21 protein-coding genes are annotated in these 25,766 nt (G+C 39.2%); 13 read left to right on the plus strand and 8 right to left on the minus strand.

Annotated elements, in window-relative coordinates:
* Positions 1–23: 23 nt before the first annotated feature.
* Entirely contained in the window at positions 24–890 is an 867-nt protein-coding gene (locus ACQQ2I_RS01740) for a DMT family transporter (protein ID WP_431028837.1), read from the plus strand.
* Positions 891–926: 36 nt separating this feature from the next.
* Here the strand turns inward: ACQQ2I_RS01740 and ACQQ2I_RS01745 are convergent, their stop codons facing one another.
* Together ACQQ2I_RS01745 and ACQQ2I_RS01750 are read right to left on the minus strand one after the other, a co-directional pair.
* Positions 927–1,664 carry a LytR/AlgR family response regulator transcription factor gene (locus ACQQ2I_RS01745; RefSeq protein ID WP_431028839.1) on the minus strand — a complete coding sequence of 246 codons (738 nt, stop codon included), beginning with the start codon at positions 1,662–1,664 and terminating at the stop codon, positions 927–929.
* Positions 1,645–2,940 carry a sensor histidine kinase gene (locus ACQQ2I_RS01750; RefSeq protein WP_431028840.1) on the minus strand — a complete coding sequence of 432 codons (1,296 nt, stop codon included), beginning with the start codon at positions 2,938–2,940 and terminating at the stop codon, positions 1,645–1,647. Before ACQQ2I_RS01750 ends, ACQQ2I_RS01745 begins: the two co-directional genes overlap by 20 nt.
* A 158-nt stretch (positions 2,941–3,098) precedes the next feature.
* Between ACQQ2I_RS01750 and ccsB the strand changes: the two genes are divergently transcribed.
* Positions 3,099–4,253 (plus strand): c-type cytochrome biogenesis protein CcsB, encoded by a 1,155-nt coding sequence (gene ccsB / locus ACQQ2I_RS01755; protein WP_431028842.1) that lies wholly within the window; start codon positions 3,099–3,101, stop codon positions 4,251–4,253.
* A 468-nt stretch (positions 4,254–4,721) separates the two neighbouring features.
* On the opposite strand, the gene ACQQ2I_RS01760 is transcribed toward ccsB, so the two are convergent.
* The 3 genes from ACQQ2I_RS01760 to ACQQ2I_RS01770 form a co-directional block, all read right to left on the minus strand.
* The gene (locus tag ACQQ2I_RS01760; RefSeq protein ID WP_431028843.1) at positions 4,722–5,378 is read right to left on the minus strand and encodes a lysostaphin resistance A-like protein; all 657 of its coding nucleotides are present in this window, start codon (positions 5,376–5,378) and stop codon (positions 4,722–4,724) included.
* Between the two features lie 22 nt (positions 5,379–5,400).
* Positions 5,401–5,997: a TetR/AcrR family transcriptional regulator gene (locus ACQQ2I_RS01765; protein WP_431028845.1), complete on the minus strand. Its 597-nt coding sequence runs from the start codon at positions 5,995–5,997 to the stop codon at positions 5,401–5,403.
* Between the two features lie 198 nt (positions 5,998–6,195).
* Positions 6,196–7,278 (minus strand): site-2 protease family protein, encoded by a 1,083-nt coding sequence (locus ACQQ2I_RS01770; protein ID WP_431028846.1) that lies wholly within the window; start codon positions 7,276–7,278, stop codon positions 6,196–6,198.
* A gap of 393 nt (positions 7,279–7,671) precedes the next feature.
* On the opposite strand from ACQQ2I_RS01770, the gene ACQQ2I_RS01775 reads away from it, so the two are divergent.
* The 6 genes from ACQQ2I_RS01775 to ACQQ2I_RS01800 all read left to right on the plus strand — a co-directional run bounded on the left by ACQQ2I_RS01775 (position 7,672) and on the right by ACQQ2I_RS01800 (position 14,445).
* Positions 7,672–8,355 (plus strand): response regulator transcription factor, encoded by a 684-nt coding sequence (locus tag ACQQ2I_RS01775; protein ID WP_431028847.1) that lies wholly within the window; start codon positions 7,672–7,674, stop codon positions 8,353–8,355.
* Positions 8,333–8,488, plus strand: coding sequence for a hypothetical protein (locus ACQQ2I_RS01780; RefSeq protein WP_431028848.1), 156 nt, complete (start codon positions 8,333–8,335; stop codon positions 8,486–8,488). The genes ACQQ2I_RS01775 and ACQQ2I_RS01780 overlap by 23 nt, the downstream gene beginning before the upstream one ends.
* Before the next feature lie 12 nt (positions 8,489–8,500).
* Positions 8,501–10,753, plus strand: coding sequence for a histidine kinase dimerization/phospho-acceptor domain-containing protein (locus ACQQ2I_RS01785; protein ID WP_431028849.1), 2,253 nt, complete (start codon positions 8,501–8,503; stop codon positions 10,751–10,753).
* 152 nt (positions 10,754–10,905) lie between these two features.
* A complete protein-coding gene (locus tag ACQQ2I_RS01790) occupies positions 10,906–11,979 on the plus strand; it encodes a metallophosphoesterase (protein ID WP_431028850.1) in 1,074 nt (357 codons plus the stop codon).
* 11 nt (positions 11,980–11,990) lie between these two features.
* Positions 11,991–12,815 (plus strand): undecaprenyl-diphosphate phosphatase, encoded by an 825-nt coding sequence (locus tag ACQQ2I_RS01795; RefSeq protein WP_431028851.1) that lies wholly within the window; start codon positions 11,991–11,993, stop codon positions 12,813–12,815.
* Between the two features lie 319 nt (positions 12,816–13,134).
* Positions 13,135–14,445 carry a methyl-accepting chemotaxis protein gene (locus ACQQ2I_RS01800; protein WP_431028852.1) on the plus strand — a complete coding sequence of 437 codons (1,311 nt, stop codon included), beginning with the start codon at positions 13,135–13,137 and terminating at the stop codon, positions 14,443–14,445.
* 110 nt (positions 14,446–14,555) lie between these two features.
* On the opposite strand, the gene ACQQ2I_RS01805 is transcribed toward ACQQ2I_RS01800, so the two are convergent.
* Positions 14,556–15,353, minus strand: coding sequence for a TIGR00266 family protein (locus tag ACQQ2I_RS01805; RefSeq protein WP_431028853.1), 798 nt, complete (start codon positions 15,351–15,353; stop codon positions 14,556–14,558).
* A gap of 159 nt (positions 15,354–15,512) precedes the next feature.
* Here ACQQ2I_RS01805 and ACQQ2I_RS01810 point away from each other — a divergent pair, with 159 nt between their 5' ends.
* The 3 genes from ACQQ2I_RS01810 (at position 15,513) to ACQQ2I_RS01820 (ending at position 20,421) form a co-directional block, all read left to right on the plus strand.
* Positions 15,513–16,985: an aldehyde dehydrogenase family protein gene (locus ACQQ2I_RS01810; protein ID WP_431028854.1), complete on the plus strand. Its 1,473-nt coding sequence runs from the start codon at positions 15,513–15,515 to the stop codon at positions 16,983–16,985.
* A 27-nt stretch (positions 16,986–17,012) separates the two neighbouring features.
* Positions 17,013–18,185: a saccharopine dehydrogenase C-terminal domain-containing protein gene (locus ACQQ2I_RS01815; protein ID WP_431028855.1), complete on the plus strand. Its 1,173-nt coding sequence runs from the start codon at positions 17,013–17,015 to the stop codon at positions 18,183–18,185.
* A gap of 145 nt (positions 18,186–18,330) precedes the next feature.
* A complete protein-coding gene (locus ACQQ2I_RS01820) occupies positions 18,331–20,421 on the plus strand; it encodes a beta-propeller domain-containing protein (RefSeq protein WP_431028856.1) in 2,091 nt (696 codons plus the stop codon).
* A 41-nt stretch (positions 20,422–20,462) separates the two neighbouring features.
* On the opposite strand, the gene ACQQ2I_RS01825 is transcribed toward ACQQ2I_RS01820, so the two are convergent.
* Positions 20,463–21,875 carry a polysaccharide deacetylase family protein gene (locus ACQQ2I_RS01825; RefSeq protein WP_431028857.1) on the minus strand — a complete coding sequence of 471 codons (1,413 nt, stop codon included), beginning with the start codon at positions 21,873–21,875 and terminating at the stop codon, positions 20,463–20,465.
* Between the two features lie 123 nt (positions 21,876–21,998).
* Here ACQQ2I_RS01825 and ACQQ2I_RS01830 point away from each other — a divergent pair, with 123 nt between their 5' ends.
* Together ACQQ2I_RS01830 and ACQQ2I_RS01835 are read left to right on the plus strand one after the other, a co-directional pair.
* The gene (locus ACQQ2I_RS01830) at positions 21,999–22,745 is read left to right on the plus strand and encodes a threonine/serine exporter family protein (RefSeq protein WP_431030428.1); all 747 of its coding nucleotides are present in this window, start codon (positions 21,999–22,001) and stop codon (positions 22,743–22,745) included.
* Between the two features lie 12 nt (positions 22,746–22,757).
* Positions 22,758–23,261, plus strand: coding sequence for a threonine/serine exporter family protein (locus ACQQ2I_RS01835; RefSeq protein WP_431028858.1), 504 nt, complete (start codon positions 22,758–22,760; stop codon positions 23,259–23,261).
* A gap of 105 nt (positions 23,262–23,366) precedes the next feature.
* On the opposite strand, the gene ACQQ2I_RS01840 is transcribed toward ACQQ2I_RS01835, so the two are convergent.
* Entirely contained in the window at positions 23,367–25,379 is a 2,013-nt protein-coding gene (locus tag ACQQ2I_RS01840) for a sensor domain-containing protein (RefSeq protein ID WP_431028859.1), read from the minus strand.
* Between the last annotated feature and the right edge of the window lie 387 nt (positions 25,380–25,766).

The raw sequence follows: 25,766 nt of genomic DNA on the forward strand, positions 1-25,766 counted from the left end.
GTTAAGGAGGAGGGGATTGAATCATGCAAGCTTTACCATACATAGCGGTGTTACTGGCAGCGATGCTTTGGGGGACAACAGGGACAACACAAACATTTTTGCAAGATGGAATTTCGCCATTTGCTGTAGCTTGTGTACGTTCAGGAATTGGCGGTGGCGCACTACTGATCGTTGTATTGCTTATGCGGAAAATGAATTGGCGTACATGGCCATGGAAATGGAACATAGCCGCAGCGGTCGCGATTGCGTTGTTCCAATGTTTATTTTTCTCATCGATTCGCTTTACAGGTGTAGCGATTGGTACGGTCGTCACAATTGGAAGTGCCCCTGTATTTTCAGGCATACTGGAATGGATGCTTTGGAAAACGAAGCCGTCCCGTATTTGGGCAATGGCGACAAGCTTTGCGATTACGGGCTGTATATTGCTTTTCGTGAATCGCGGGGAAGCGGTCGTCGATGTAGTGGGCGTCCTACTTGCGCTAGGTGGAGGGTTAATGTTTGCCCTTTATACAAATGTGAGTAAGCAGCTCACAAAAAGCGCGGAAACATTACCGGCCGTGGCGATGACCTTTTCATTATGCGCGTTATTTTTAGCCCCCGTCGCGCTAATGGATGGGGTGGCATGGATCGGCAATATGCAAAACTTTGTCCCGATGTTGTATATGGGCATTATGACGACGAGTGTAGCCTATTTGCTCTTTTTAGCTGGGCTTCGTTTAGTCAGTTCCTCTGCCGCGGTGACGCTCAGTTTAGCAGAGCCATTAACAGCCGCACTGCTCGGTGTATTTTTCTTAGGTGAATACTTATCGTGGACATCTTGGGTAGGTGTTGGACTCATTTTAGGGGGAATTTTAGTATTAACGATGGGGAGTAAGACTACTTCGGCGTGAGGTAGTCTTTTGCATTGAGTGACAAAGAGCTACTAATTACCGAAACAGCTGTAGTCTTTTTTGAATTTTCCCCAGTACTCGGAAGGCAATCGGGCAATTTCTGCCGTTTTCCATCGTGACATAACGTTCTTTTCTATTTAGTTCTGTGACATTTTCAAGGTTAATGAGATAACTTTTATGGCAACGGAAAAAGTGCTCGCCTAGATGATCTAGTTCTTTTAAAGTGCCGTAAAATGTATGATAGCCATTTCGTTCATGCAGCTCTAGTTTATGTGGCTGTGTAGAGGTTTCAAAAAAATAAATATCTTTCAAGTGAATGTTTTTAACCTTCTCACCGACTTTAATTTGAAACCACTTCGTCGAATCATTTTTCCCTAATTGCTTGTATTTCATCAAAGCAGCTTGTAGTGCTTCTATGACGTCGAGAGCTATTTGTTCGGGTGAATCTTTTACAATAAAATCAAGGGCAGCGAGTTTATATTTAAATGTTAAGCTTAAACGGTCTGCATATGTTGTAATAAAAATAATGTGAGCGAGTGGGTCTTGTTCGCGAATCCTTTTAGCAACATCTAAGCCATTTATCGTACTACCTAATTCTATATCTAATAAATAACAGTCAATATGTATGGATTTCATTTGTTGTAATAATTCATTAGGGTCATTTGTACATAGAACCACTTCGATACTCGGTGCTTGAAATAATGCATAGTTTTGGATGGCTTTTAAAATGCATGCTCGGTGAAAAGCTTCATCTTCACAAATGGCAACTCTCATTTGAACTTACCTCTCTTTCGATAACCATTTCTTGAATAAAACAATCTGCTTCTATATAGGTGTTTAACACGGTAGTAGGGTAGCCTGCTAAAAGCTGCTTTACATTGTATAAACCAAGACCTCTATTTTCTCCTTTTGTTGAATAATTTTCGTCGAATAGCTGTTTCATATCCATATAGTGCTGACTTGTTGTATTTCGAATGATGATGATTAGTTCGTGTTGATTACTGTACAAGAAAGCGATCTGGATCTTCGGATTTATATGCTGAAGGCTCGCCTCGATGGCATTATCTAAAAAAATCCCCATTATTCTTATCAAATCCATTACATTCAGTGGTATGGATTTGATTTCTTCTGGCACTTCTATTTGAACTGTAATATGTAAGTTATTTGCTTTTAATAGCTTTGCACCAATCAGTCCCTTTAGCTCGATTATTTTAATATGTTCAAGCTGTTGAAAATAATTAAATGGCTGCTGGGTCGTAGGCAAGACATTTGTTTCAAAATGGTCTTTTAATCCGTTCCAATCCTCCTGTTCCATATAGCCGTGCATGGATAGCAGTAGGTTCGAGTAGTCGTGTTGGACTCTTTGGACTTTTCGGTTCATTTCTTCTAAGCCTTCCATATACTCATGAAAATAACGCTGTTCAACCTCTTTTTGTTGCCACAAAGCTTCCTTCCGCATCGTTTGAATGATTGATTGAGATGAAATTAAAAGAAACAAAAAATACGCACATAGCATGCCAAGATTTACTAAGGAAATCGTTATTTCACCATTGTTAGAAGGAGCAAAGACTGTTACATAAAACACAATGAAGGTAATTATGGAAATAACTAAAAGTAGTCTCGGCACTTGAGATGAAAACGCTAACTGCTTTAAGGTGTTATGTATAAATTGTTTGTACCCATAAAGACTCACAGTGAACATGAGGACAATCAGTAATCCATGAATAATGAAAGGTAGTTCAAATTGATGTACCAATAAGAGTGCAAAATATTCTATAAGCATCGTCATTAAGTGAACGAGCATTAAATGTAAAAAGACAATGCTTTTCTTTGTGATGAAATAAAATAGACTACCGCTAAACAACATACTGAGCGTAAGAGAAAGCCAAGGAATATGTGAGAATTGAATAGCGATGATTGCAACAAGTGCATTTAACATAAGACAAGCGAAAATGCGTTTAACGGTTGGTCGGATATTTAATAAATAAAACAGTGAACCAAACACAATAAAAAAATTTAAAACGATAAAAGGTATCCATTCCATTTCCATTATTCCCCTCCTTTTAGTATTGTACTGTAATTTCAAAAGATGTTCATAGGAATGAACAACGTTCCAGATGAGTTTCTTTACGTTGACGATAAAATGATGCGAAATGACCGAACTGTTTTTTATAATGAACCGAATGACATAGAGAAAGAGGGGTTCTGATGAGCACGGATCAATACTTATCAATGAGTAGTGATGTTTTGTTTATCGCTTTTATTTTATTATTAGTGGCGATTGTGCCGTTTGGGTTTGCTGCTAAATCGAAGAGTAAAAGAAGTGCAAAGACAGCTGTAGCTCTCACAGCTATTGCATTTGTCTTACAAATTACATATTTTATTTGCCGGTGGATAGCTGTGGGTCATGCACCAGTTAGCAATATGTATGAGTTTATGACGTTTTTCGGCATCATGTTAATTGGAGCATTTTTACTTATTCATTATTTATATAAACAAATTATGATTGGGCTATTTGCTATTCCGATTTCGTTATTAATCTTAGGGTATGGGAGTGTTTTTTCACAGGAAGCCTCTCCATTAATACCGAGTCTTCAAAGTAATTGGCTCGCAATCCATGTGATGACGGTCGCTTTTTCAAGTGCGATTTTGTCCGTTGCCTTCGTGACAGGTGTGATGTACCTGCTTTGTGTACTGGATGTTACGAAAACAAGCAAACGTATAAGAATCTTGGAGGGAGTTCTATATTGTTTAGTAGTCGTCATTGGTTTTGTCATCAGTTCGACGTGCTTTTCGTTATTTTTAGAGCCACAATCGGTAGAAATAAAAAATAGAGAAGGAGTTTCCGAAGTCGCTACATATACAATGCCTGTTCTCATCGTAAATGAAGGAGAAGGGAAAGTTGGAATAATCTCTATCCCGAGCTCAATTGATGCCAAAAAATTAAATACGATTGTTTGGTCATTTATTGTAGGGACGGCGCTATATATGTTCATGCGGCTAGTAACACGTAAAAGAATCGCTCAGCTTTTACAGCCATTCACAATAAAAGTGAATCCGAAATTATTAGATGAAATATCGTATCGCGCCGTGCTAATTGGCTTTCCATTGTTTTCTTTAGGAGGTCTCTTTTTTGCGATGATTTGGGCTCAAATTGCGTGGGGAAGGTATTGGGGATGGGACCCAAAAGAAGTATGGGCATTAATAACATGGTTGTTTTATGCAGCCTTATTACATCTTCGCTTATCCAAAGGCTGGGAGGGGGAGCGGACAGCCTGGCTTGCCATTATTGGGTTCGGCTTGATTGTCTTCAATCAAGTATTTGTTAACTTAGTTATTGCAGGGCTTCATTCGTATGCGTGATATGGCTTCATGGTACAACTAAATTTCTATAGTAGTACTAAGTTATAAAAATAGTGATTTTAGAAAAGAATTTTTTGATATATAAATGTTTGAATTTCTTAAAGGAAAGAAGCATATTCAGTATTTTGTCGAATATGCTTACTTTCAGCCAAAATCGAATGATTCTGATTTGAGTGTAGTAAAAAGCTTTTGTTAATCAAATACTTAAATACAAATCTAAAGAATCTTTTATTAATAAAATGAAATCATCAAAGTATTATAATAGGCTAAGCGATTTTACCTTTACTAATGACAGGAGGGTACCCTGCTTTTAAGGATTCTAAGTTCAGTAACGAAGGGAGATGTACACCCGGTGCCAGCTATAAATGTGTGAATGCTTACAAAACTTGCGTGTAGAATAGCACCACGTACAATTAGATGCAATGACTAGGCTTCATTTTTTATATAATGTAGAAAAAGAAAGGTTGATTACATTGTAGGTGGTAAGTAGATATTTAAGAAGGTTAAAACAGTCAAATTCCCTATATCTACAATAAAATGGGATAAAATAATATAACGTAAACTTTTGGTTTTTAAATATGTAATTGCCCATACGATACTTGCTACTGATAAATAGATATACAAATGATAAGATTTACTTGCATAAGAAAACACACCCCACATTAATGGATGGCTAATAACAAAAAGTATAGTTGTATATAAAATCGCAAACCATTTTGGGAATTTAGTTAATAAGCTATCAAACAAAACACCTCGCCAATAGAATTCCTCAAACCAAGGATTAATTATTGCAAATAATAACCAATAAATAACTAACCAAATCGAATCAAACATATGGTAATTCATCATAAGAATTGTTAATGGAAACATTCCGATTAGCATTGTTATTGTTATCCAAAAAGGAGCCTTCTTTGACTTTTGAAGCCAACCACCTAGGCTTTTGTGATCTTTAAAAGTCCAAATAGAAAAACCTAGTAAGCTCCAATATACAATCGCTAGTGGAATCCAAGCCCATCCCCCAATAAAATGATTAAAAAATTTAGCTGTTAAAAAACCTAATAATACAATGAAAAGTGGTGAGGTGAATAAACACCAAAATTTCACATTCTGATTATGTATTATCATTCCAAACCTCTTTCCTAAATAGTTATTTAAAAATTTTAATAATCAATTCTGCTTCTGGAATCGGACATTGAGCCCACTGCAATTTATTAATGGCAAAACCTTGAATAAAAGCATAGTAACTAACTGCTAATTTTAGTGGATTCTCTTGAATAATTTCATTGCACTGTTGTCCCTCTATAATTAAGGGCATCAAGCAACTAACGGGAGATTTGAATTCCTGCGAAGTTAAAAACTGTTTCACTTCTTCGGGTATAGCGTCAGATGTGCTCGCTTGAATCATAATTAAAAATAATAAGATTTGTTGCCCCTCTGATAAACTCTGGAGAATCTGCTCTGTCATCCATTTAATTTTTCCTAATGGTGTTTCACCTTGCAAATGTGCCTGTTCTATAATCTGAACAGAACTTTCCGAAGCGCGTTGGACTAAAAGTGTGAAGATTTCTTCCTTCGATTTAAAATAGTGGTACACTAGTCCGTGACTTAAGTTAGCTTCCTTAGCTATCTCACTTATTTTTGTTGCAACCATCCCTCTTCTAGAAAATACTTTTAGTGCAGCGTTTAATATTTCTTCACGTCTTTGTTCACGTAATTCTAAGTTTTGAGATTCAGTTCTTGGCATTATTACAACTCCTTTTTGATTGATTAATCAGTCAATATAAAAGTAAAATAAAAAGAAAATATTGTCAAATTATTTTTATTATTTCCAAAATAATATAGGGGTAAAATGGGAGTATGTTATATAAAACTCTTTAATTTATAACCAAAAATATTTTCCTATAGTTCCATAAAAAATGAGCAATTCTGAGTGCAGAATTGCTCATGACATGTATTCGCTTGTAAATGATCGATTACGTACCTGCACTGCCTGCTGAAGGAAAGCGGTTAATTGTTTTTCTGCTTCAAAAAATCCGTATTGTGTCATCTGTTGCTCGCATTGCTCCATGACTTCCTGTAGTCGTTTCTCCGCTAGTTCCTTGTCGCCTTGTAAAGAGGCTAATAATGCTTCACTGCGCTTATAGCTAATTGGTTCGACTTTTGATAATTGTGCATGCAATGACGCGATGAGCGCTGCATCGGGATGATCGGATACATACGAATCGATTTGACGTACATGAGTTAGATGTTGTAATAAGATTTTATTTTTATTAGTAATTGGAATCGTTTTAAATGCATCCATAGCTTGCGATGCAGCCTTAAATCCGTTCGTCACTAATTCATAATAAAACACCGTATAGGCTGCGAAAATATTGTCAGCAGATGGTGTCATTTTTTTAGCGTTCTCAATTAACGATTTATTCCATCCTGAAGGTTTTTTTGGTGACATCAGTTCTTTCGTTAATAACAACATTGCCACATACTGCTGTGATTTTTCACCGCCACGTTTTAACATCAGCCATATATAGCCATCGGAATAGAAGCCACCTGCCATCCGCATCGGTACGGCAGTAGCAACAAAAATGGCCCCGTGTAATGTCGTAGCGTATGCAAGAATTGAAGCATCAGTTAAGTACCATAATCCAAGTAAAAGGATTGCTGCCCCTATACTAAATAGTGGTCCACCTGCTGCATACCACATATGCTTTTTCGTTAATTCGTGATCCGTGCTGATGGGCATACAGTAGGCGACACCACCAAACATGGCCCAGCTATGGTTGGGGACGATTTTTAGCTTTTCACTTTTTTCAATTGTAAACGGACCAATCGTCATATACATAAAGCGATAGCCTGCGAATAATCCGAATACAACATGCCCGAGCTCATGAATGAAAATCGTCATGAAAAATAGCCCTAGAGACAGTGCGAAAAAGTTTGTTGTATGAGCAAATGATGTAAAAGCACTTGCGATAAAAGCGATAGCGAGCGCAATCGTTACGTAAAAGGGAGAGAGCCATTTATTCAACAGAGAAAACCTCCTTTAATTGGACACTACTTAATGATTTTTTTCAGAGGAATAAGTATGCTAACAACTGGTCATCATTCCGTGAAGATAGAAAAAAATTGAACATCGGAATGATAAAGTGAGTGTTTTTTTATTCGTTGTACCTAATTTTACCATAGAAGGTGTAGACAATTTCATTTATAAAAAAGAACGATTTACACTTAAATTGAAATTTCCGGCATTTTCAGGGTTATCTTTATAAGGTAACCTTATTTTATTTCAATATAATGGTATAATATGGTTATTTGGTGGTTGCTGGGTGTTTCTTAAGAAATTCTTCAGATTTGTCCTTATAAAATCCTAAGGTTTGTTCAGTACGATATGATTATAAGAAAAAGCAGTGAGGTGTTGAGGGTGGACAAGCTAACTGTACTTGTGACCGATGATGATCAAGATATTCGTGACGGAATTGAGATCTATTTAAAGAATGAAGGGTTTAATGTGCTGAAGGCAGCGAATGGGCTTGAGGCGATAGACATGCTCAAGCAGCATGAAGTACATTTAATCATTTTAGACATTATGATGCCGAAGATGGACGGGATTACGGCGACATTTAAAATTCGGGAGGAGCGCAATATCCCGATTTTGATGCTCAGCGCGAAGGCAGAGGAGACAGATAAAATTCATGGGCTATCCATAGGGGCCGATGATTATTTAACGAAGCCATTTCATCCACTGGAGCTAATGGCGCGGGTGAAAAGTCAGTTGCGGCGCTATACGGAACTGGGTACGTATGCACGACAAGAACAAACAGAGGGGCTTACATTACATCCAGAGGCAAAAGAGGTACGACTTGACGGAGAACCAGTGAAGCTGACACCGATTGAATATAGAATTACAGAGCTTCTTTTAAAAAATGCAGGACGTGTGTTTTCGATCAGTGAAATTTATGAGCTTGTATGGAACGAGGAGGCGTATAACGCTGAAAATATCGTCGCTGTACATATTCGTAAAATTCGTGAAAAAATCGAGGCTGATCCGAAAAATCCACGTTACTTGAAAGTGGTGTGGGGACTTGGATACAAAATTGAAAAATAAGTTACTCGATATTTGTACGACATGTAGTGTGGTTGCAGCCATTATTGGATTCGTATGCATCGGGGCATATGTTTGGCGTTGGATTAATACCGATTTAATGGAGACTATCCAATTTTTACAAAGATTATTTTAGGAGGAATGACAAATGAAAAAACGTTTATTCCTTACTCTTTTTCTTATATTTTTAGCGGCATTAGGTGTTTGGTCGTTTTTAATAAAAGGTCAATATTTTATTGGGCAGAATTATTTTGATTCTCATGACATAGCGAATGAGCAAGAGTACTTTTTACAAGGTTTGAAAGAATATGTATTAGATCCGGTTGATTTTGAAAAAGCGGAGAGCGCTATTCAAGTGAATGATGATGAAATTATGTATTACCGTGAGTACTACGGTTCACTGGAAAAACAACTGGCGAATATTCAGGCGCAGTATGAAAGTGCAGTAACTGGTGAGGAGACCGTCACAGAAACAGAAACGACGCAGGAAGAAAAAACTGCGGAAGTAGCGGAAGAAAAAACGGATACTGCGCCAGCTACAAGTGAAGCACAGCGCTTACAGCAAGAGCGGGATCAAAAGTTAGCGGAAGTACGAAGAAATTTTGAGAGTGACGAAGTAGTAAAGGAAAAAATACTCGCGATCAAGAAGCAAGCATTAGCCAAATATAAAGTAGAATATGAACAAAGGGCGCGTCAGTTTAAAGAGCAATATAGCTATTTCACGTATCGATTAACGAATGAAGCGGGCGAAGTATACGAAAAAAAATCTCCAGAAAAAGTCGCCCACCGTATTCAGTTTAAAAAAGGCGATGAATTGTATACGGAAGGGCACCGTACGATTTATTTAAATGATTATATAGCAGATGGTGCAGGTATAAGAAATACTTATATCGATGTATCGAGTGAAGAACAGTTGTTTACAGGAGAAGTGTCGCTATTAAAATCGGCCATGGATGAAACGGGATTTGCAGAATCATATAATATTTTTACACTTCAAAAATGGGTTTTATATACGCTTTGGATTATTAGTTTAGTGGCAATTAGTTTACTCGCTACGATTTTAAAGCCAAGTCGTGAACTGTTTTCAGCTGTTCCAGAGCTGGAAGTGAAGTTCCATCGTTTACCGCTTGATATGCGTTTAGTCATTCCGATGATCACAGGATTGTTGGCGTACAGCTTTATAGAAAGCTTTCCGTACCGAATTGAATCACAGGCTTACTTTATTTATCGAAGTGAGTATTATTTAAACTTTGAAGAAATCGTGCTGTTTTTATTCGGTTTTGCTTTCACCGCAGTCGCGATTGTCACGGCCGTATGGGTATATGACGCTGTAAAACGTGAAGGGCTTTCAGCGGAAAACTCGATCTTTATTCGTTTAGTAGAAGCGACGCGAGAAGCCTTTTTAAATAAATCAATTGGCCAACAAACGGTCGCGATGTTTATCGTCTTTTTCCTTGCAGGGCTTGGGTTTGCCGGTGTGTTATTACAGCCAGCGTTACTACTAATTTATGCACCATTATTTATGTTCGTTTTGTTGCCGGTGTTGTCTGTGTATATAAAACGCATGGGCTACCTAAACCGTGTGATGCAGAAAACAGAGGACATGGCGGCAGGCCGTTTAACGACGGCGATTGAAGTAAAAGGGAAGTCCCCGATTGCCAAACATGCAGAAAATTTAAATGCTTTACGTCAAGGCGTTGAGCTATCGATGCGTGAGCGTGCTAAAAGTGAACGGTTAAAAACAGAGCTCATCACGAATGTGAGTCACGATTTACGTACACCGCTGACGTCGATTATTACGTATACGGATTTATTGAAAAATCCAGATTTGCCAGAAGAAGAACGGATGAAATACGTTGATATTTTAGATAAAAAATCAGCACGATTAAAAACGTTGATTGAGGATTTATTTGAAGTATCAAAAATGGCAAGCGGTAATATTGAAATTCTGAAGCAACGAGTGGATTTAGCGCAAATGCTCCAGCAAACGGTAGTGGAACATGAAGAGGATTTTACGGCGGCTGGTCTCGATTTACGTGTGACGATTCATGAACAACCGATTTATGCTTATGTGGATGGTCAAAAGTGGTGGCGTGTTGTCGATAACTTGCTTGTCAATGCCCGCAAATATAGCTTAGAAGGCACACGTGTATACGTATCATTACGAGTCGTAGCAGGTGTAGCGGAGTTAGCAGTGAAAAATATCGCCAAGTACGAGCTCGGTGGTAATGTGGAAGAATTAACAGAGCGCTTTAAACGTGCAGATACGTCACGTCATACAGAAGGCTCGGGGCTGGGTCTAGCCATTGCACAATCGATTGTGGATTTACATGGTGGGTCACTCGTTATTGATGTAGACGGTGATTTATTTAAGGTGATTGTTAAAGTGAATATAGGGTAATGGGGAGCGCCTTCTATAGGAAGGCGCTTTTTGGTATGTACCAGCTTGGTACCGGGGAAGTACCCGGTACCAAGCTGGTACTACAGTGGCACATGCTATTATGCTATAATTTTTCAGTAGTAAATGATATAAAAATAGGGAGCGTAGAGCACATGCGACTATTGATAGGGGCGCTTGTTGTTGCGATATATAGCGGCATGACAGGTTATTTAGGATGGAACTTGAAGCAATGGCTAATCGCACTCAATATCTTTCGTTTTGAGCCGGTGTACTGGCTTGTTTTATTTATTGTTTCATTTAGCTTTGTTTTAGGGCGGTTGCATGAACGATTGAAGCCATTGACGGTTGTCGGTAACTATTGGATGTTTGTGTTCCAATATGGGCTTGTGATTTGTTTGATGATCAATCTTGTCATTTGGCTAACGCCATTTAACAGTGTGCTATGGGCGGGGGCATTTGGTATGATAGTTCTTGTTGTTTTATTTGCAATTGGCACATATAATGCCTATACGCCAGTTACACGTGAGTTGACAATTGAAATCGAAAAAGAAGGGGAGCCGCTACGTGTTGTTGTAGCATCTGATTTTCATTTAGGTGTGTTGTCCAACAAAGGGCATTTACAAAAGTTCGTGAACCTAGCAAATGAAGCACAGCCAGATATCGTATTGCTTGCCGGTGATTTAATCGATGATGATCCAGCATGGTATATCGAAGATGGTATGCACGAAGTCATGAAACAATTGAAGACGACATATGGTGTTTACGGAGTGTTAGGGAATCATGAATATTATGGTCGGAAAATCCCCTTACTCATTTCAGAAATGGAAGCCTCGAATGTAAAAATGTTACTCGATGAAACTATTTTGATTGACAATCGTTTCTATTTAACAGGGCAAGAAGATCTGACAAATACATCACGACAACTATTAGAACAGTTAAAGCCGACAGACGAGTCAAAACCTTGGTTTGTCATGAATCATACACCGAGTGATTTAGCAACACCATCCCGTTTTGGTGTCGATTTTCATGTGTCAGGACATACACATAAGGGACAGATGTGGCCGAATCATTTCATCACATCCAAACTATTTGAGCTCGACTATGGTCATAGGTTAAAAGGAACAATGCATGCACTTGTATCAAGTGGTTTTGGCTTTTGGGGACCACCAACACGCATTGGTTCTCAATCAGAACTGTGGGTAGTTGATATTGAATTTACAAAATAAGGAGTACAACAATGGAGTTTTTTGAATTATTAAAAGCGCTCATCCTCGGCTTTGTCGAGGGGATGACGGAGTTTGCCCCTGTCTCTTCAACAGGGCATATGATTATTGTCGATGACTTATGGTTAAAAACAACGGAGTTTTTAGGGCAGGGCTCAGCCAATACATTTAAAATTGTCATTCAGCTAGGGTCTATTTTAGCGGTCGTCGTTGTCATGTGGAAACGCATGCTCAGTTTAGTAGGTCTTTATAAAATGGAAGGGCAAACAACGACACGCTTTAACTTAGGACATGTTATTGTCGGCATTATTCCAGCAGGAGTGTTTGGTGTATTATTCGAAGATTATATCGATGAAAATTTATTTGGAATTGAAACGGTTATTATCGGTTTATTTATCGGTGCATTTTTAATGATTATTGCGGATAAATTCGGGCCGAAAAGACCAAAAATTACATCGCTTGATGATATTTCTTACGGAAAAGCATTAAAAATTGGTTTTATCCAATGTTTATCATTATGGCCTGGATTCTCGCGCTCGGGTGCAACGATTTCAGGTGGTGTGCTACTTGGACTTGACCATAAAACAGCAGCGGATTTTACCTTCATTATGGCCGTGCCGATTATGGCAGGCGCGAGCGGGTTATCGCTTGTGAAAAACTGGGATCAAATTAATCTGGATCACCTTAGCTTCTATATTGTTGGCTTTGTAAGTGCATTTATTTTCGCATTGATTTCGATTAAATTCTTCTTAAAATTAATTTCACGTGTGAAATTAACACCATTTGCGGTGTATCGTATTATTGTCGCGGTTATTTTAATGGGGATTGTATATTTATAATGAAAATGGCAACGTCCTTTTTAGGATGTTGCCATTTTTATTAGCTTTTGGAGCAGAAACGGAGTGCGCGGCTTAGCACAGTAGGCGTGCTACCTATTTAAATATTCCATTCTGTATTTCATATGATGTACTGAAGTAAAGTTAATTTTCCATTAGTCGGTATTTTTTTCGTTAATAAGGCATAAAAAGTATGACAACATTTTGAAAAAAACGTTGTCATTTTCTATTATATGAAAGAAAAATCTTGTAATAAGTTCAAATTTTTGACTATATTGAAGAAAGAAATAATTGATTCAAGTAGGAGGGGGAATGCTACAGAATGGAGAGGTGGAAGATGGTTCTATTTAATAGAAATAGGCGGCAAAAACAATCTATTATCGACACGCGGTTTAATGGAGTAGGAATTTTTATTGAAGATTCGGCTCGCTTATTGCAGCTGAAAATAATTGACTTAACGGTCGAGGATTTGCATAAAGTCCGAGCTGTCAAACCTTATGTAGAAATGCATATTAAAGAAGTGGTCGATGCATTTTATGAAACGATTGAAAGTGTACCAGAGTTTTATAATATTATTAACCAACACACTACGTCTGAACGTCTTCGCCAAACATTACGTCATCACATTATTGAAATGTTAGATGGGCGTATAGATGATGCCTTTTTAGAAAAACGCGCACGGGTATCGTTAATGCATGTACGTATTGGGTTGACAACCCAATGGTATTTAGCAGCGTTTCAAAAACTTGAAAAAATGATAAGAAGCATTATATTTTCCTTAGATTTAGATATCGTAGAAATGGAACAGATTATAAATGCTATTAATAAAATTTGTAATTTTGAACAACAGATTGTGTTAGAGGAATATGAAAAAGTAGCAACTCACATGTTTCAAGAGCAACAAAATCAAATTAAACAAGATGTACGTGACACAATCGGACGTATTTCACGCAATTTAGAGATACAGTCACAAGAAACATACGAGGCGGTCGTGAAACTAGTAGCGAGTATAAAAGAAGTGAATGCACAATTACAAAGTAGTATTCATGATGCACGTGAAACGAAAGAGGCATCGGAAGAAGGCTCGATGCAAATGCATTACTTAAGTGAACAAACGTCTCAAATTAACGACAAGACCATACAGATGACAGCTATGGTAAAGGAATTAGACACTTCCTCTTCAGAAATTAAAGCGGTAGTTGAAATTGTTAAAGGAATCGCTAATCAGACGAATCTACTCGCATTAAATTCGGCCATTGAAGCAGCGAGAGCGGGCGTACATGGAAAGGGATTTGCCGTTGTAGCAGATGAAGTACGAAAATTAGCAGATCAAACAAAGCAGTCCGTCGAGCAAATCGCCTTATTGATAGGGGATTCGAGTGCCGTGACAAATCAAGTCATTGAAGCGATTCATAACATTCAAACCCTCGTAGGAGAGGGCATAGAAGAAAATAAAAAGTCCCTTGCATCATTTACGGGTATTTCACATTCCATTGAGACAACCATTGCAGATTTTGAACATGTAGGCATACAAGTAGAACAACTTTCCTTTGTAGCGGAGCGTATTGGTGAATCTTCTGAACGTTTAGAAGAGGCCGCGACAAAATTAGAGGAAACGATTCAAACGTTGTAACATGAGTAAAGAGCATCCCTTACCCTGAAGCAGGCATGCTCTTTTTTCCCCACTATGTGAGAGCGAGGTATGTCTTACTCATGCATATTTACCGATGATTCAGCGTACAGTTATTTATTGAACAAATCAAACAGTCCGCCGATTCCGCCTTCACCTGAAGACTGACCGCCACCGCCTTGTGACATCGGAGCTGCTGCGAATACACGGCTCGCTAAGCGGCTGAATGGTAATGATTGTACCCATACTGTACCAGGCCCACGTAGTGTTGCAAAGAAGATTCCTTCGCCACCGAATAACGCTGTTTTAACACCGCCGACCGCTTCAATGCTGTAATCTACGTCAGAAGTCATCGCGACTAAACACCCTGTATCAATACGTAGACGCTCACCTGGTTGTAATTTGCGTTCGTGAATTGTACCACCTGCATGGATAAAGGCCATGCCATCGCCTTCAAGCTTTTGCATGATGAACCCTTCACCGCCGAAGAAGCCTGTCCCTAATTTACGCTGAAATTCAATACCCACTTCAACGCCTTTTGCTGCAGCTAAAAAAGCATCTTTTTGACAAATAATTTTGCCGTTTAATGTACTTAAATCCATAGGAACGATTTTTCCAGGATAAGGGGAAGCGAAGCAAACGTGACGTTTGCCTGAGCCTTCATTTGTAAAGGTCGTCATAAATAAGCTTTCGCCTGTTAGAATTCGTTTTCCAGCACCCATCAGCTTACCCATCAAGCCGCTACCACGATTATTGGAGCCATCACCAAATATCGTTTCCATTTTAATATCATCTTCCATCATCATTAAAGCACCAGCTTCAGCAACTACGGTTTCCTGTGGATCTAATTCTACCTCCACAAATTGCATATCATCGCCGTAAAGCTTGTAATCAATCTCATGATTATTCATGCATTCGCCTCCAAAAAAAAGTTATTTATTAGATAATACTGCGTAAGTGTACAAAAAGTTTCATAATTTAGAAAAAATATTTCACGGGAATATATATGAGAGAAAAAGGGTTTAAAGTAGAAAATGTAGAATAAAATTACATAAAAGGGGGTCTGAAAGATGGGAGTGGAAAATTATATTAATGGGCATTGGGTGGCGGCAAGTTTAAAAACGATGCCGGTCATCAATCCTGCCACTGGTGAACAACTTGCAACAATTCCATTGTCGACTGCGCATGACGTAAATGAGGCAGCAATTGCTGCAAAACATGCACAAAAACAATGGGCACAGGTTCCCGCACCAAAACGAGCGGATTATTTATATGAAATTGGTTTTAAATTAAAAGAGAAGAAAGAATACTTAGCGGAGTTGCTCACAAAAGAGATGGGCAAAGTGATTGAAGAGGCACGCGGTGAAGTACAGGAAGCCATTGATATGGCGTTTTATATGGCGGGTGAGGGGCGTCGCCTATTTGGTGAGACCGTTCCTTCAGAGCTTGCCAATAAATTTGCGATGAGTGTTCGTGCACCAGTTGGGGTAGCTGGTCTTATTACACCATGGAATTTTCCAATCGCCATTGCATCGTGGAAAGCGTTTCCGGCACTTGTTTCAGGGAATACAGTCGTGTGGAAGCCGTCAAATGAAGCACCACTCATGGCTTATGAACTCGGTAAAATCTTTGAAGAGGTCGGTTTGCCACCTGGTGTTGTCAATATTGTATTTGGTACGGGACCTACTGTGGGCACTGCGATAGTAGAGCATCCGGACATTCGCATTATTTCATTTACGGGTTCGAATGCAACGGGTAGTAAAGTAGCTGAACTAGGCGGCAAACTGTTAAAAAAGGTATCGCTTGAACTGGGCGGAAAAAATGCAGTCATTGTCATGGATGATGCAAATATCGAATTAGCGGTGGAAGGCATCTTATGGAGTGCTTTTGGAACAGCAGGGCAGCGTTGTACAGCGTGTAGCCGTGTGATCGTGCATAGAGATGTGAAAGAAGAAGTGGTTCATCGCTTATTAAAGGCAATGGACGAATTAACGATTGGGGACGGACTGGATTCAACGACAAAAGTAGGTCCTGTTATCAATAAAGCAGCATTAGAGAAAATTAATCATTACGTGCAAATCGGTAAACAACAAGGCGCTACACTGGTACGTGGTGGAAACATTTTAACGGAGCCACCCTATGACAAAGGCGTTTATTTTGAACCGACGCTCTTTACGGATGTACGACCAGATATGATTATCGCACAAGAGGAAATTTTCGGACCTGTCATTAGTATCATTGAAGTAGGTAGTCTAGAAGAGGCGATTGAAGTAAATAACGGCGTGAAATTTGGTCTCTCTAGTTCTATTTTTTCGCAAGACGTAAATACGATTTTCAAAGCACAACATTTACTTGATACGGGCATTGTGTATGTCAATGCAGGCACAACAGGCGCAGAAATTCACTTACCATTCGGTGGCACAAAGGGAACAGGGAACGGTCATCGAGATTCAGGTCAGGCAGCACTCGATGTGTATACAGAGTGGAAGAGTATTTATGTGGACTATAGTGGTAAGTTACAGCGTGCACAAATTGACACTTAACAATACAAGCAAAGGGGGATGTTTTGTATGAAAGTAGTCGTTTTAGGGGCGGGCTTGATGGGGAAAGAGGTTGCGCGTGATTTAGTCGCAAGTGATCATGTAGAAAAAATATTGTTAGCAGATATAGATACAGAGGCAGCGAAAGCATTTGCTGCTACGCTTGATACAAATAAAATTGAAGTTGTAGCATTAAATGCAGAATGCGATCAAGCACTACGAGATGTCATCATACGCGGAAATGTTGTGGTCAATGCATTATTTTATGCATTTAATGAACGTGTCGCACAAGCGGCAATTGAAACAGGGGTACATGCAGTCGATTTAGGCGGGCATATCGGTGGTGTCACAGAGAATATTTTACAGCGCACAGAGGAAGCAAAGAAGAATAATGTCACAATTATACCGGATTTAGGGGTAGCACCGGGTATGATTAATATTTTAACAGGATACGGTGCCACAAAATTAGATAAAGTGGAATCGATTAAATTATACGTAGGTGGCATTCCGACTGAACCAAAACCGCCACTGCATTATACACGTGTATTCTCACTGGAAGGTGTATTTGATCATTATACAGAACCAAGTAAAGCGATTCAAAAAGGGAAATTGACAGAGGTGGAGTCGCTGACAGGTATTGAACCGATTTATTTTGAGGAGTTTGGTGTATTAGAAGCGTTTTATACATCAGGTGGGATTTCAACGTTGTACAAAACGTTCCCACATGTCAAAACACTTGAATATAAAACAATTCGCTATAAGGGGCATGCAGAAAAGTTTAAGCTGCTTGCTGATTTGGACTTTTTAAGTAAAGACAATACAGTACAAGTCGAGGACCAAGATATTTCTGTACGCACGGTTGTACGTGAAGCATTAAAGAAAAAGCTGGATCTTGGGAAAAAGGTAGATGCGGTGCTGCTTCGTGCCATTATTGCCGGTCAGAAAGATGAAGAGCAATATAAGTATGAATATGAGATGGTTGTACGTAAAGATGTAGAAGCCAATATTACGGCTATGGCCCGTGCAACGGCCTGCACCGTATCGGTTGTGGCACAAATGATTGGCAATGGCGTGATTGCACAACGCGGTGTATTGCCGCCAGAGACCGTTGTACCAGGAAGCGAGTTTATTCAAGAGATGACGAAACGCGGCATTGTTATTAAAGAAACATCTCACCGCTCATCCATGATTGTGAAATGGTAAGGTGACAAATTTTAAATGAACGGAGTAATGCCTCGAAACAAATTCGAGGCATTTTATAATTGAAAAATTAACCAAAAATTATGAAGAAACTGTAACTTTTTTCGCGCTCATCAGTCTAATCTGAAAAGAAGGGGTGTGAATAAAAATGAAGTATAAAGGCAAGTGGTATGTGGGCGGTATTGTGACATTTATTGCGGTTATAACGATTGTAGTGGTGTCTTTCTTTAGTCAACAAGTGCAAGTGTATGCTACGTCCGCTATTTTTGAAAATCAGCAATTTCATGCAAGCTTTAATGAAGTATTAAAAGAGGAAAGCCTCACAAATGGGACGATTTCGATTACGGATGCAAAAGGGCATGTCGTAAAGCCGAAAATGTCCATTGAGGGAAAGGTGCTCATTATTCACGATTTACCGAAAGGGGATTATACGATTCATGTCACAGAACAGGCTTTCAAGAAAAGGGTAAGTACCGGGGCAACCGTGTCATTTTCAGTCGTAGATGAGCTGCAAACGATTAAGTCACTGGATGATTTAAAAACATATTTCCAATCGATTTTAAATGAACAGCAAGTGACGATGCGAGACGGAGATGTTCTAGTGGGTGTCGAAGAGGAATCAACGGAAATGGCCAATTCTAGTTCAGATAAAGCCGTATCGCACTCTGAAACGAACAACCAAGTTGATGGGATTGAAGAAGGGGATGTCACTGTCACAGATGGTAAATATCTTTACACGATGACAGACCATACAGTGTTTATTACTGATGCTAAGCAGTTAAAAGTAATGAGTAAAATCGAATTAAAAGACGTGTATCCATCGAAGCTGCTACTTCACAAAAACAAACTGATTGTACTATACGACCAATATATCGAGTCCCGGACAAAAGAAGGATATTATACAGGGACAATGATGACCAAAATGGCGATTTATGATGTAACGAATCATCAAAAGCCAAAATTAGTTCGGGAAGTGGGGCAAGAAGGCCATGCAGTGGGGGTGCGCGAATATAAGGATGTGTTATATATCGTGACGAATACGGCACCAAATTATTGGTTGCTCCGAGAGGAAGAAGAGGTGGAGTTGCGCCCGCAATTATTCGACTCAAATGATTCGTCCGTTACACATGCAGCACTAGACAGCATTCGTCTGTTCCCTGGCAGTAAGGAAGCGAACTATACAATCGTTTCGGCAATGGATTTACATCATTATGAAACAGCTGAATTTAAAGCACAGACGTTTTTAGGGGCTGGGTCAGGCATGTATATGTCAACAGAGGCCATTTACATGACGGCGCCAAACTATATGACATTCGCTCCAACGATTCGTGCTACAACGGAGATTGTCACACCGATGCGAAGCAATACAGAATTATATAAATTTGCGATTGATGGGACGACGATTGAACTGACAGCACGTACAACACTGGAAGGGACTGTTTTAAATCAGTTTTCGATGGATGAGTATAACGGATACTTCCGTGTTGCGACAACGACAGGCAGTGCATCTGGGAGAGAGGCTAACTCGAATAACCACTTAATTATTTATGATGAGCATTTAAATGAAGTGGGTAAATTAACGGATTTAGCACGTGGTGAGCGTATTTACTCTGTTCGCTTTATGGGGGAGAAAGCGTATATTGTGACGTTTAAAGAAACAGACCCGCTCTTTGTTATTGATGTAGCAGACCCTACGAACCCGAATGTGCTAGGAGAGCTGAAAATTCCTGGCTTTAGTAACTACTTGCACCCACTTGATGAGACTCATTTAATCGGCATTGGCTATGATACAAAGGTAGAGGTGGATCCATATTCTAAACAACCAATGGTGTATACGATGGGTATGAAGGTGTCACTCTTTGATGTGACAGATGTCGCAAATCCGATTGAAGTAGACAACGATATTATCGGTGGACGTGGCACGTATTCAGATGTACAGCATGACCATAAAGCATTGTACCGTGATACAGTAAACGGACATTACGGTTTCCCGATTGCTATTTATGATCAAGATGGCTATATTGGCTCAGGAGCACTTGTTTACCATATTACACCGGAGGGCATTGAGTTAGCAGGGGATTTGGTGACAAAAGCAAAAAATGAGCAATATGAAGATTGGAGTAAAATGGTACGACGATTACTGTATATTGAGGATACGTTATATACGGTTGCGAACAATGAAATTACGGCTTATAACAAACACACATTTAAAAAGCTAAAAAGTATACCGCTAAAATAAAACAAAAGGCATCTAGGGGATCTCTAGCTGCCTTTTGTATATTACCGATAAGGTAGAATTTCACTTACTGTAACAAACTCATAGCCTTCACTTGCTAAGTAGTCCAGTATGCCATTTAAGCCATCTGCTGTTGACTGATGAATATCGTGCATTAAAATAATGGCGTTGTTGTGCATCTGTTGTTTGACGATTAGCACGAGCTGTTGAGCGTCGCGGTGTTTCCAATCGAGTGTATCAATCGACCAAAGCACGACATGGTGCGGAATCATCGTATTAATCGCTTCAGTTGTTGCCCCGTATGGTGGACGGAATACAGTCGATTCCTGCCCAATCGCCTCGACAAGTGCCTGTTCTGTTATTGTAAATTCATTCATAATTTGTGATTGTGATAGCTTTGGTAATACGGGATGACTCCATGTATGGTTACCAATCTCGTGACCACGCTTTAGTACCTCACGTGCAATCTCAGGATAGTATTGTACCCGGTTACCGAGCATAAAGAATGTCCCTTTTGCATTGTAGCGATCTAAGCTATCAAGAATTTGGGTTGTCACTTCTGGATGTGGTCCGTCATCAAAAGTAAGGGCGACCCGTTTTTTGTTGTCATCGACTACACCATCTGCAGGTGCATCCACTTCCACCATTTGCATTTGGAATGCTGAAGCAAGGAGTGGATTTAAAAATGACATCGATACTTGCACTGAAATAGGACCTTGTTCAGGTGGTGCAATCGTTCCTTCATCAAAATAAATGTATAGTTCATCTTGATGTATGGCGAATTTATCAAATAATACCCATCGTGCTTCGGTTGCTAAGTCCACTTCTTCTGCGATTAATACATCTTGTAAATCTGGGTTGGCTTTTAGTAACTCACGGACATGGCTTGCAAACGTTTCTAGGTTTTTAGTATCTTCGCCAAGTAGTGTGCGAATATCTAACACTTGTGCTGTTTCAATATGATAGAAAACCGTTTTTAATGTGGTTTTTGTCGACTTCTCATTTGTAGACATACGTTCCGTAAAAACAAAAGAATAATAATTTTCGTTATATTGATATGTATCAAAGTGAATATTCAGTTCACCAGAAAGTTTTTCTACTTTGCGCGTATCTTTCTGTGGTCGCATCGCATTTATGTAGGCTTTTTTAGAAGAGGTAATATAATCTTCAATTAGCACATTAAAATTCTCATCGTTTGTTTGTGGGTATTGAATCGCAAACGGCAAATCTGGGTCATTTGACATATCAGAAATGATGCGAATGCCTGGGAATGCAGATTCTGCTTCGGTTATACTTGAATCAACAATCGAATCTGTCGCAATCACTTCATTGTCATGACCATTTAATGTATCGTCCATAATAGTAAAGAAAATAATAATACTAACTAATAATAAGATGGAAGTAATCAACGCCAGATCAATCCAAGGTCCGCGTTTTTTCTTCCGTGTACTTCTCATGATGTTTGTGCTCCTCTCTATGATGTAACATATGCATCAGTTTTTTGAAAAAAGAAGTTGAGCTTTCGCTATTTATTCGTTAAGATGTGTCTAGTTTAAAAGGAGGTTCCGTTCCATATGAGCATGCATGAAAAAAACAATGAATTGGCCATTGACTGCATTTTACTAGCAGGTCGTATTATGATGGAAAGCGGGGCCGAAACTTATCGTGTAGAAGATACGATGCTTCGAATGGCGCGGTCGCAAAATTTAGAAGGTGCACAAAGTTATGTGACGCCGACAGGGATTATTTTTTCGCTTGGCCGAACACAGCCTACTAGAATTACATCTATTTCGACAAGAATTACGGATTTGCATAAAATAACACTTGTAAATAATGTATCTCGTAAACTTACATCTCAAATCATAACACTAGAACAGGCGTATGACGAGTTAAATAAGATACAGAAAACGAATTATTTCTTACCAATTATTATACAAATGTTGGCAGCTTCTGTCGCTAGTAGTTGTTTCTTAATTTTGTTTAATGGACACTGGTCAGATGTCCCAGCTGCCTTTGTAGCAGGGGGTATTGGATTATATGCTGTTACGGTTGTCCATGATATGACAAGAGTGAAATTTTTCTCTGAATTTTTTGCTGCACTTATCGTTGGGGTCATTGGATTTTTAGCGGTGAAATACGGTTTAGGGACACATTTAGATAAAATTCTACTTGGTGGTGTCATGCCACTTGTGCCGGGGTTACTCATTACAAATGCAGTACGCGATATGATGGCAGGACATTTTACAGCAGGAATGGCAAAAGGGGCAGAAGCCTTTTTAACAGCCTTTGCGATCGGTTCAGGCATCGCACTTGTGCTGTCGTTTTAAGGAGGCGCATCAATGGACATTTTTATACAGATTGGGCTTAGTTTCTTAGGAACGGCTTGCTTCGGTGTTATTTTTAATGTGCCGATAAAAGCGATTCCGTGGTGTGGTATCGTCGGGACACTTGGTTGGACGATTTTCCATGTATTATCGCAAGAGGGTGTATATGAGGTGCATGCCTCATTTGTTGGGGCGTTTGTCGTCGCAATTGTTGCCTACATTTATGCACGTCGTCTTCGGATGCCGATGATTGTGTTTAGTGTATCGGGTATTATTCCGCTTGTCCCAGGCGGCATTGCCTATAATGCGATGCGTAGCGTGGTAGAAGTAGATTATTTAACGGGAATGCAATACGGGATGCGTGCCTTTTTAATCTCAGGTGCCATTGCAATGGGCCTTGTTTTCGCAGAGGTCATCATGCAATTAATGTTCCGCTTTATGCGCAAAGGTCGCACGTCGATTCAATCCTTTGTAAAAGAAAAGAAAGCAACAAAAATGCCGCCTAAAAAAACATTTTGAGACGGGGGCTTTGCGACCACCACAGGAGCAATATTTCTTAATGGATCATTATGAAAAATTGAAGGGGTGTCCAGAAAGTAAAAACTTTCTGGACACCCCTTCTCGTTATCGTGCTTTATATAAACGTTCGATTTCTTCCCACTCCACAGGTTTGCTAATGTAGTAACCTTGTATGCTGTCGCAACCATAGTTTTCAAGTAAGTTCTTTTGTTCTTCTGTTTCCACACCTTCTGCCAGTACAGTTAAGTTCATGGATTTGCCCAGTTGGATCATTCCATCAATGAGGCGCTGTGTTTTTTCAGATTTTGTTAAAGAACTAATAAATGTTTGATCGATTTTTAAAACTTCAATTGGTAATAGTTGCATATAGCGGAATGATGCATAGCCAGTCCCAAAGTCATCCAGGACGAAGACAATGCCTTTTTCTTCAAGTTGACGCATTTGATTAATAATTGATGTTTCGCCTTCCGCTTCTAATGCGAACTTTTCAGTAATTTCAATTTGAATGAGATGAGCAGGACAATTTGCTTTCTCTAATGTTTCTAAAATGGACTTTGCCATGTTTTTATCGCGGAACTCACGCACAGAGGAGTTGATGCTCACTTTCACATTTATTCCTGCATGATGCCATGCGACCGCTTGTTCACATGCTTTTTCTAACATAAAGGCACCGATACGATTGATCAAGCCTGTTTCCTCGGCGACTGGAATGAGCTCATCTGGTGACACAACGCCAATTTCCTCATCTGTCCAACGTACAAGCGCTTCAACTGTTGTAATTTTCCCTGTTTGTAAATCCATTTGCGGTTGGTATAAAACTTGTAAATTTTGCTGATTAAGTGCAAGTAGCAAACGTTTTTCAATCACAGCTTGGCGATTTAATGTTTTATGTGTTGCTCTTGATAGCGAAGCGATATTGTTGCCACCTGCTTCACGTACAGTAGCAATTGTCGCAAGCGATGCTTTCATTAATTGTAAAAAAGTCGATTGATCTTCAGGGTAACGCGAAATACCGCCGCTAATGGCAAGTGGAATCGCGATGTTATGATTGTAAATTGGGTGTTGCTGCAAGTAGTTTAAGAAGCCCTGTATAAACCATTCTGGTAGCGGAGTAATGACAACGAATTCATGTTCATTAATACGTGCCATTGTACTATCCTGAAAGTACATTTTCATACGCTTCGTAAATTCTACGATTAATCCATTTTCGACTTCCTGATCATGTAAGTCTTTAATTGTATAAAATTTATCAATGCTTACATACACAAAGGAGAAGTGGCGACCTTCTGCAATCATTTCTGTAATTACGCTTTCTAAGCGGTGTACATTCATCAGTCCCGTTTGTGCATCAATGAACGCAATTTTTTCGAGCTGTAGCTGGATTGTTTTTTCTTTTGTAATGTCCTTTTCAATCAGGATGAAGCGTGTATCCTCTGATTTCGTTCCGATTGTCGGGATAGCGGTTAAATACACCCAGTACGATTCCCCGTTTTTCGTTGCTTTTTCAACTTCACCTTGCCAAATATGTCCATTGTTTAATGTTTTCCAAATCGTTTGCGCTATTTTTTCACTATCTGGTGTTTCAGGGAACAACCGCCAGAACGTTTTACCTACTACGCGCTTAGGTGTCCAATGACTTGTTTTTAAAAAGTGCTGATTACCATTTACAATGAAGCCTTCGTGATCCAGCGTGACCGTCATAAAGGAAGATTGAATACCGTTACGAAGGTCGATCAGCTCTTGATAGTTATCACCCATTGTGTGCACAGCATCCAGTGGTATACTCATGACGAATAATGCTTGTTCATCATTAAATAAACAATGTTTTGTAAACAAAGAAACATCGATGAGGTTGCCATTGCTCATCACGAGCTGTAAATTATTAAAGCGAATTGCCTGTTCACTCGTTAAAATGACGTCCCAAGCTTCTTCGTGTACAGAAGCAAATAAGCTATTTCGTAAAGAATTTTGCGCAAAGTCATCCGCTTTATAGCCGAAATAAACCTCGCTCCAATTGTTCCATTCTAACAAATCACCGTGAAGATTCATGACAAAAGATGGGAAAGGGGTATGGTCGACTAGTTCATTCTTCATTTGGTCAATCGGTAGTGGGCTCATAGATTACGCCTCCCTAGTTCAGAAATGTATAACAATATTATAGGGAATATCAGTCGCATAGTCACTATTAATGTAATATTAATATTTAATAAAGGTAGATATAAGGTCTTTTTTCTTATCTTTTATGATAAATAGTAATGGGATTATAGAAATAAGTGTTACTTATAATGAGTGAATTCTGAAACATATATTACCGTTTGAGTAACCGTTGCTTTCCGCTCCGGCACTCGCTTTCCACGGGCGAGATCAAGCCTCCTCATCGCTCATTCTTCGCTCCTGCGGGGTCTTGATTGTCTCGCTTTTCCCGTAGGAGTCTCGTGCCTCCGCTACAAGCGACTAGTGTTCAATAAAAAATGAGTTGCTAAAAAATAATAAATATCCTCATAG

This window comes from Lysinibacillus sp. LZ02, assembly GCF_050613145.1.
GTDB lineage: Bacteria > Bacillota > Bacilli > Bacillales_A > Planococcaceae > Lysinibacillus_B.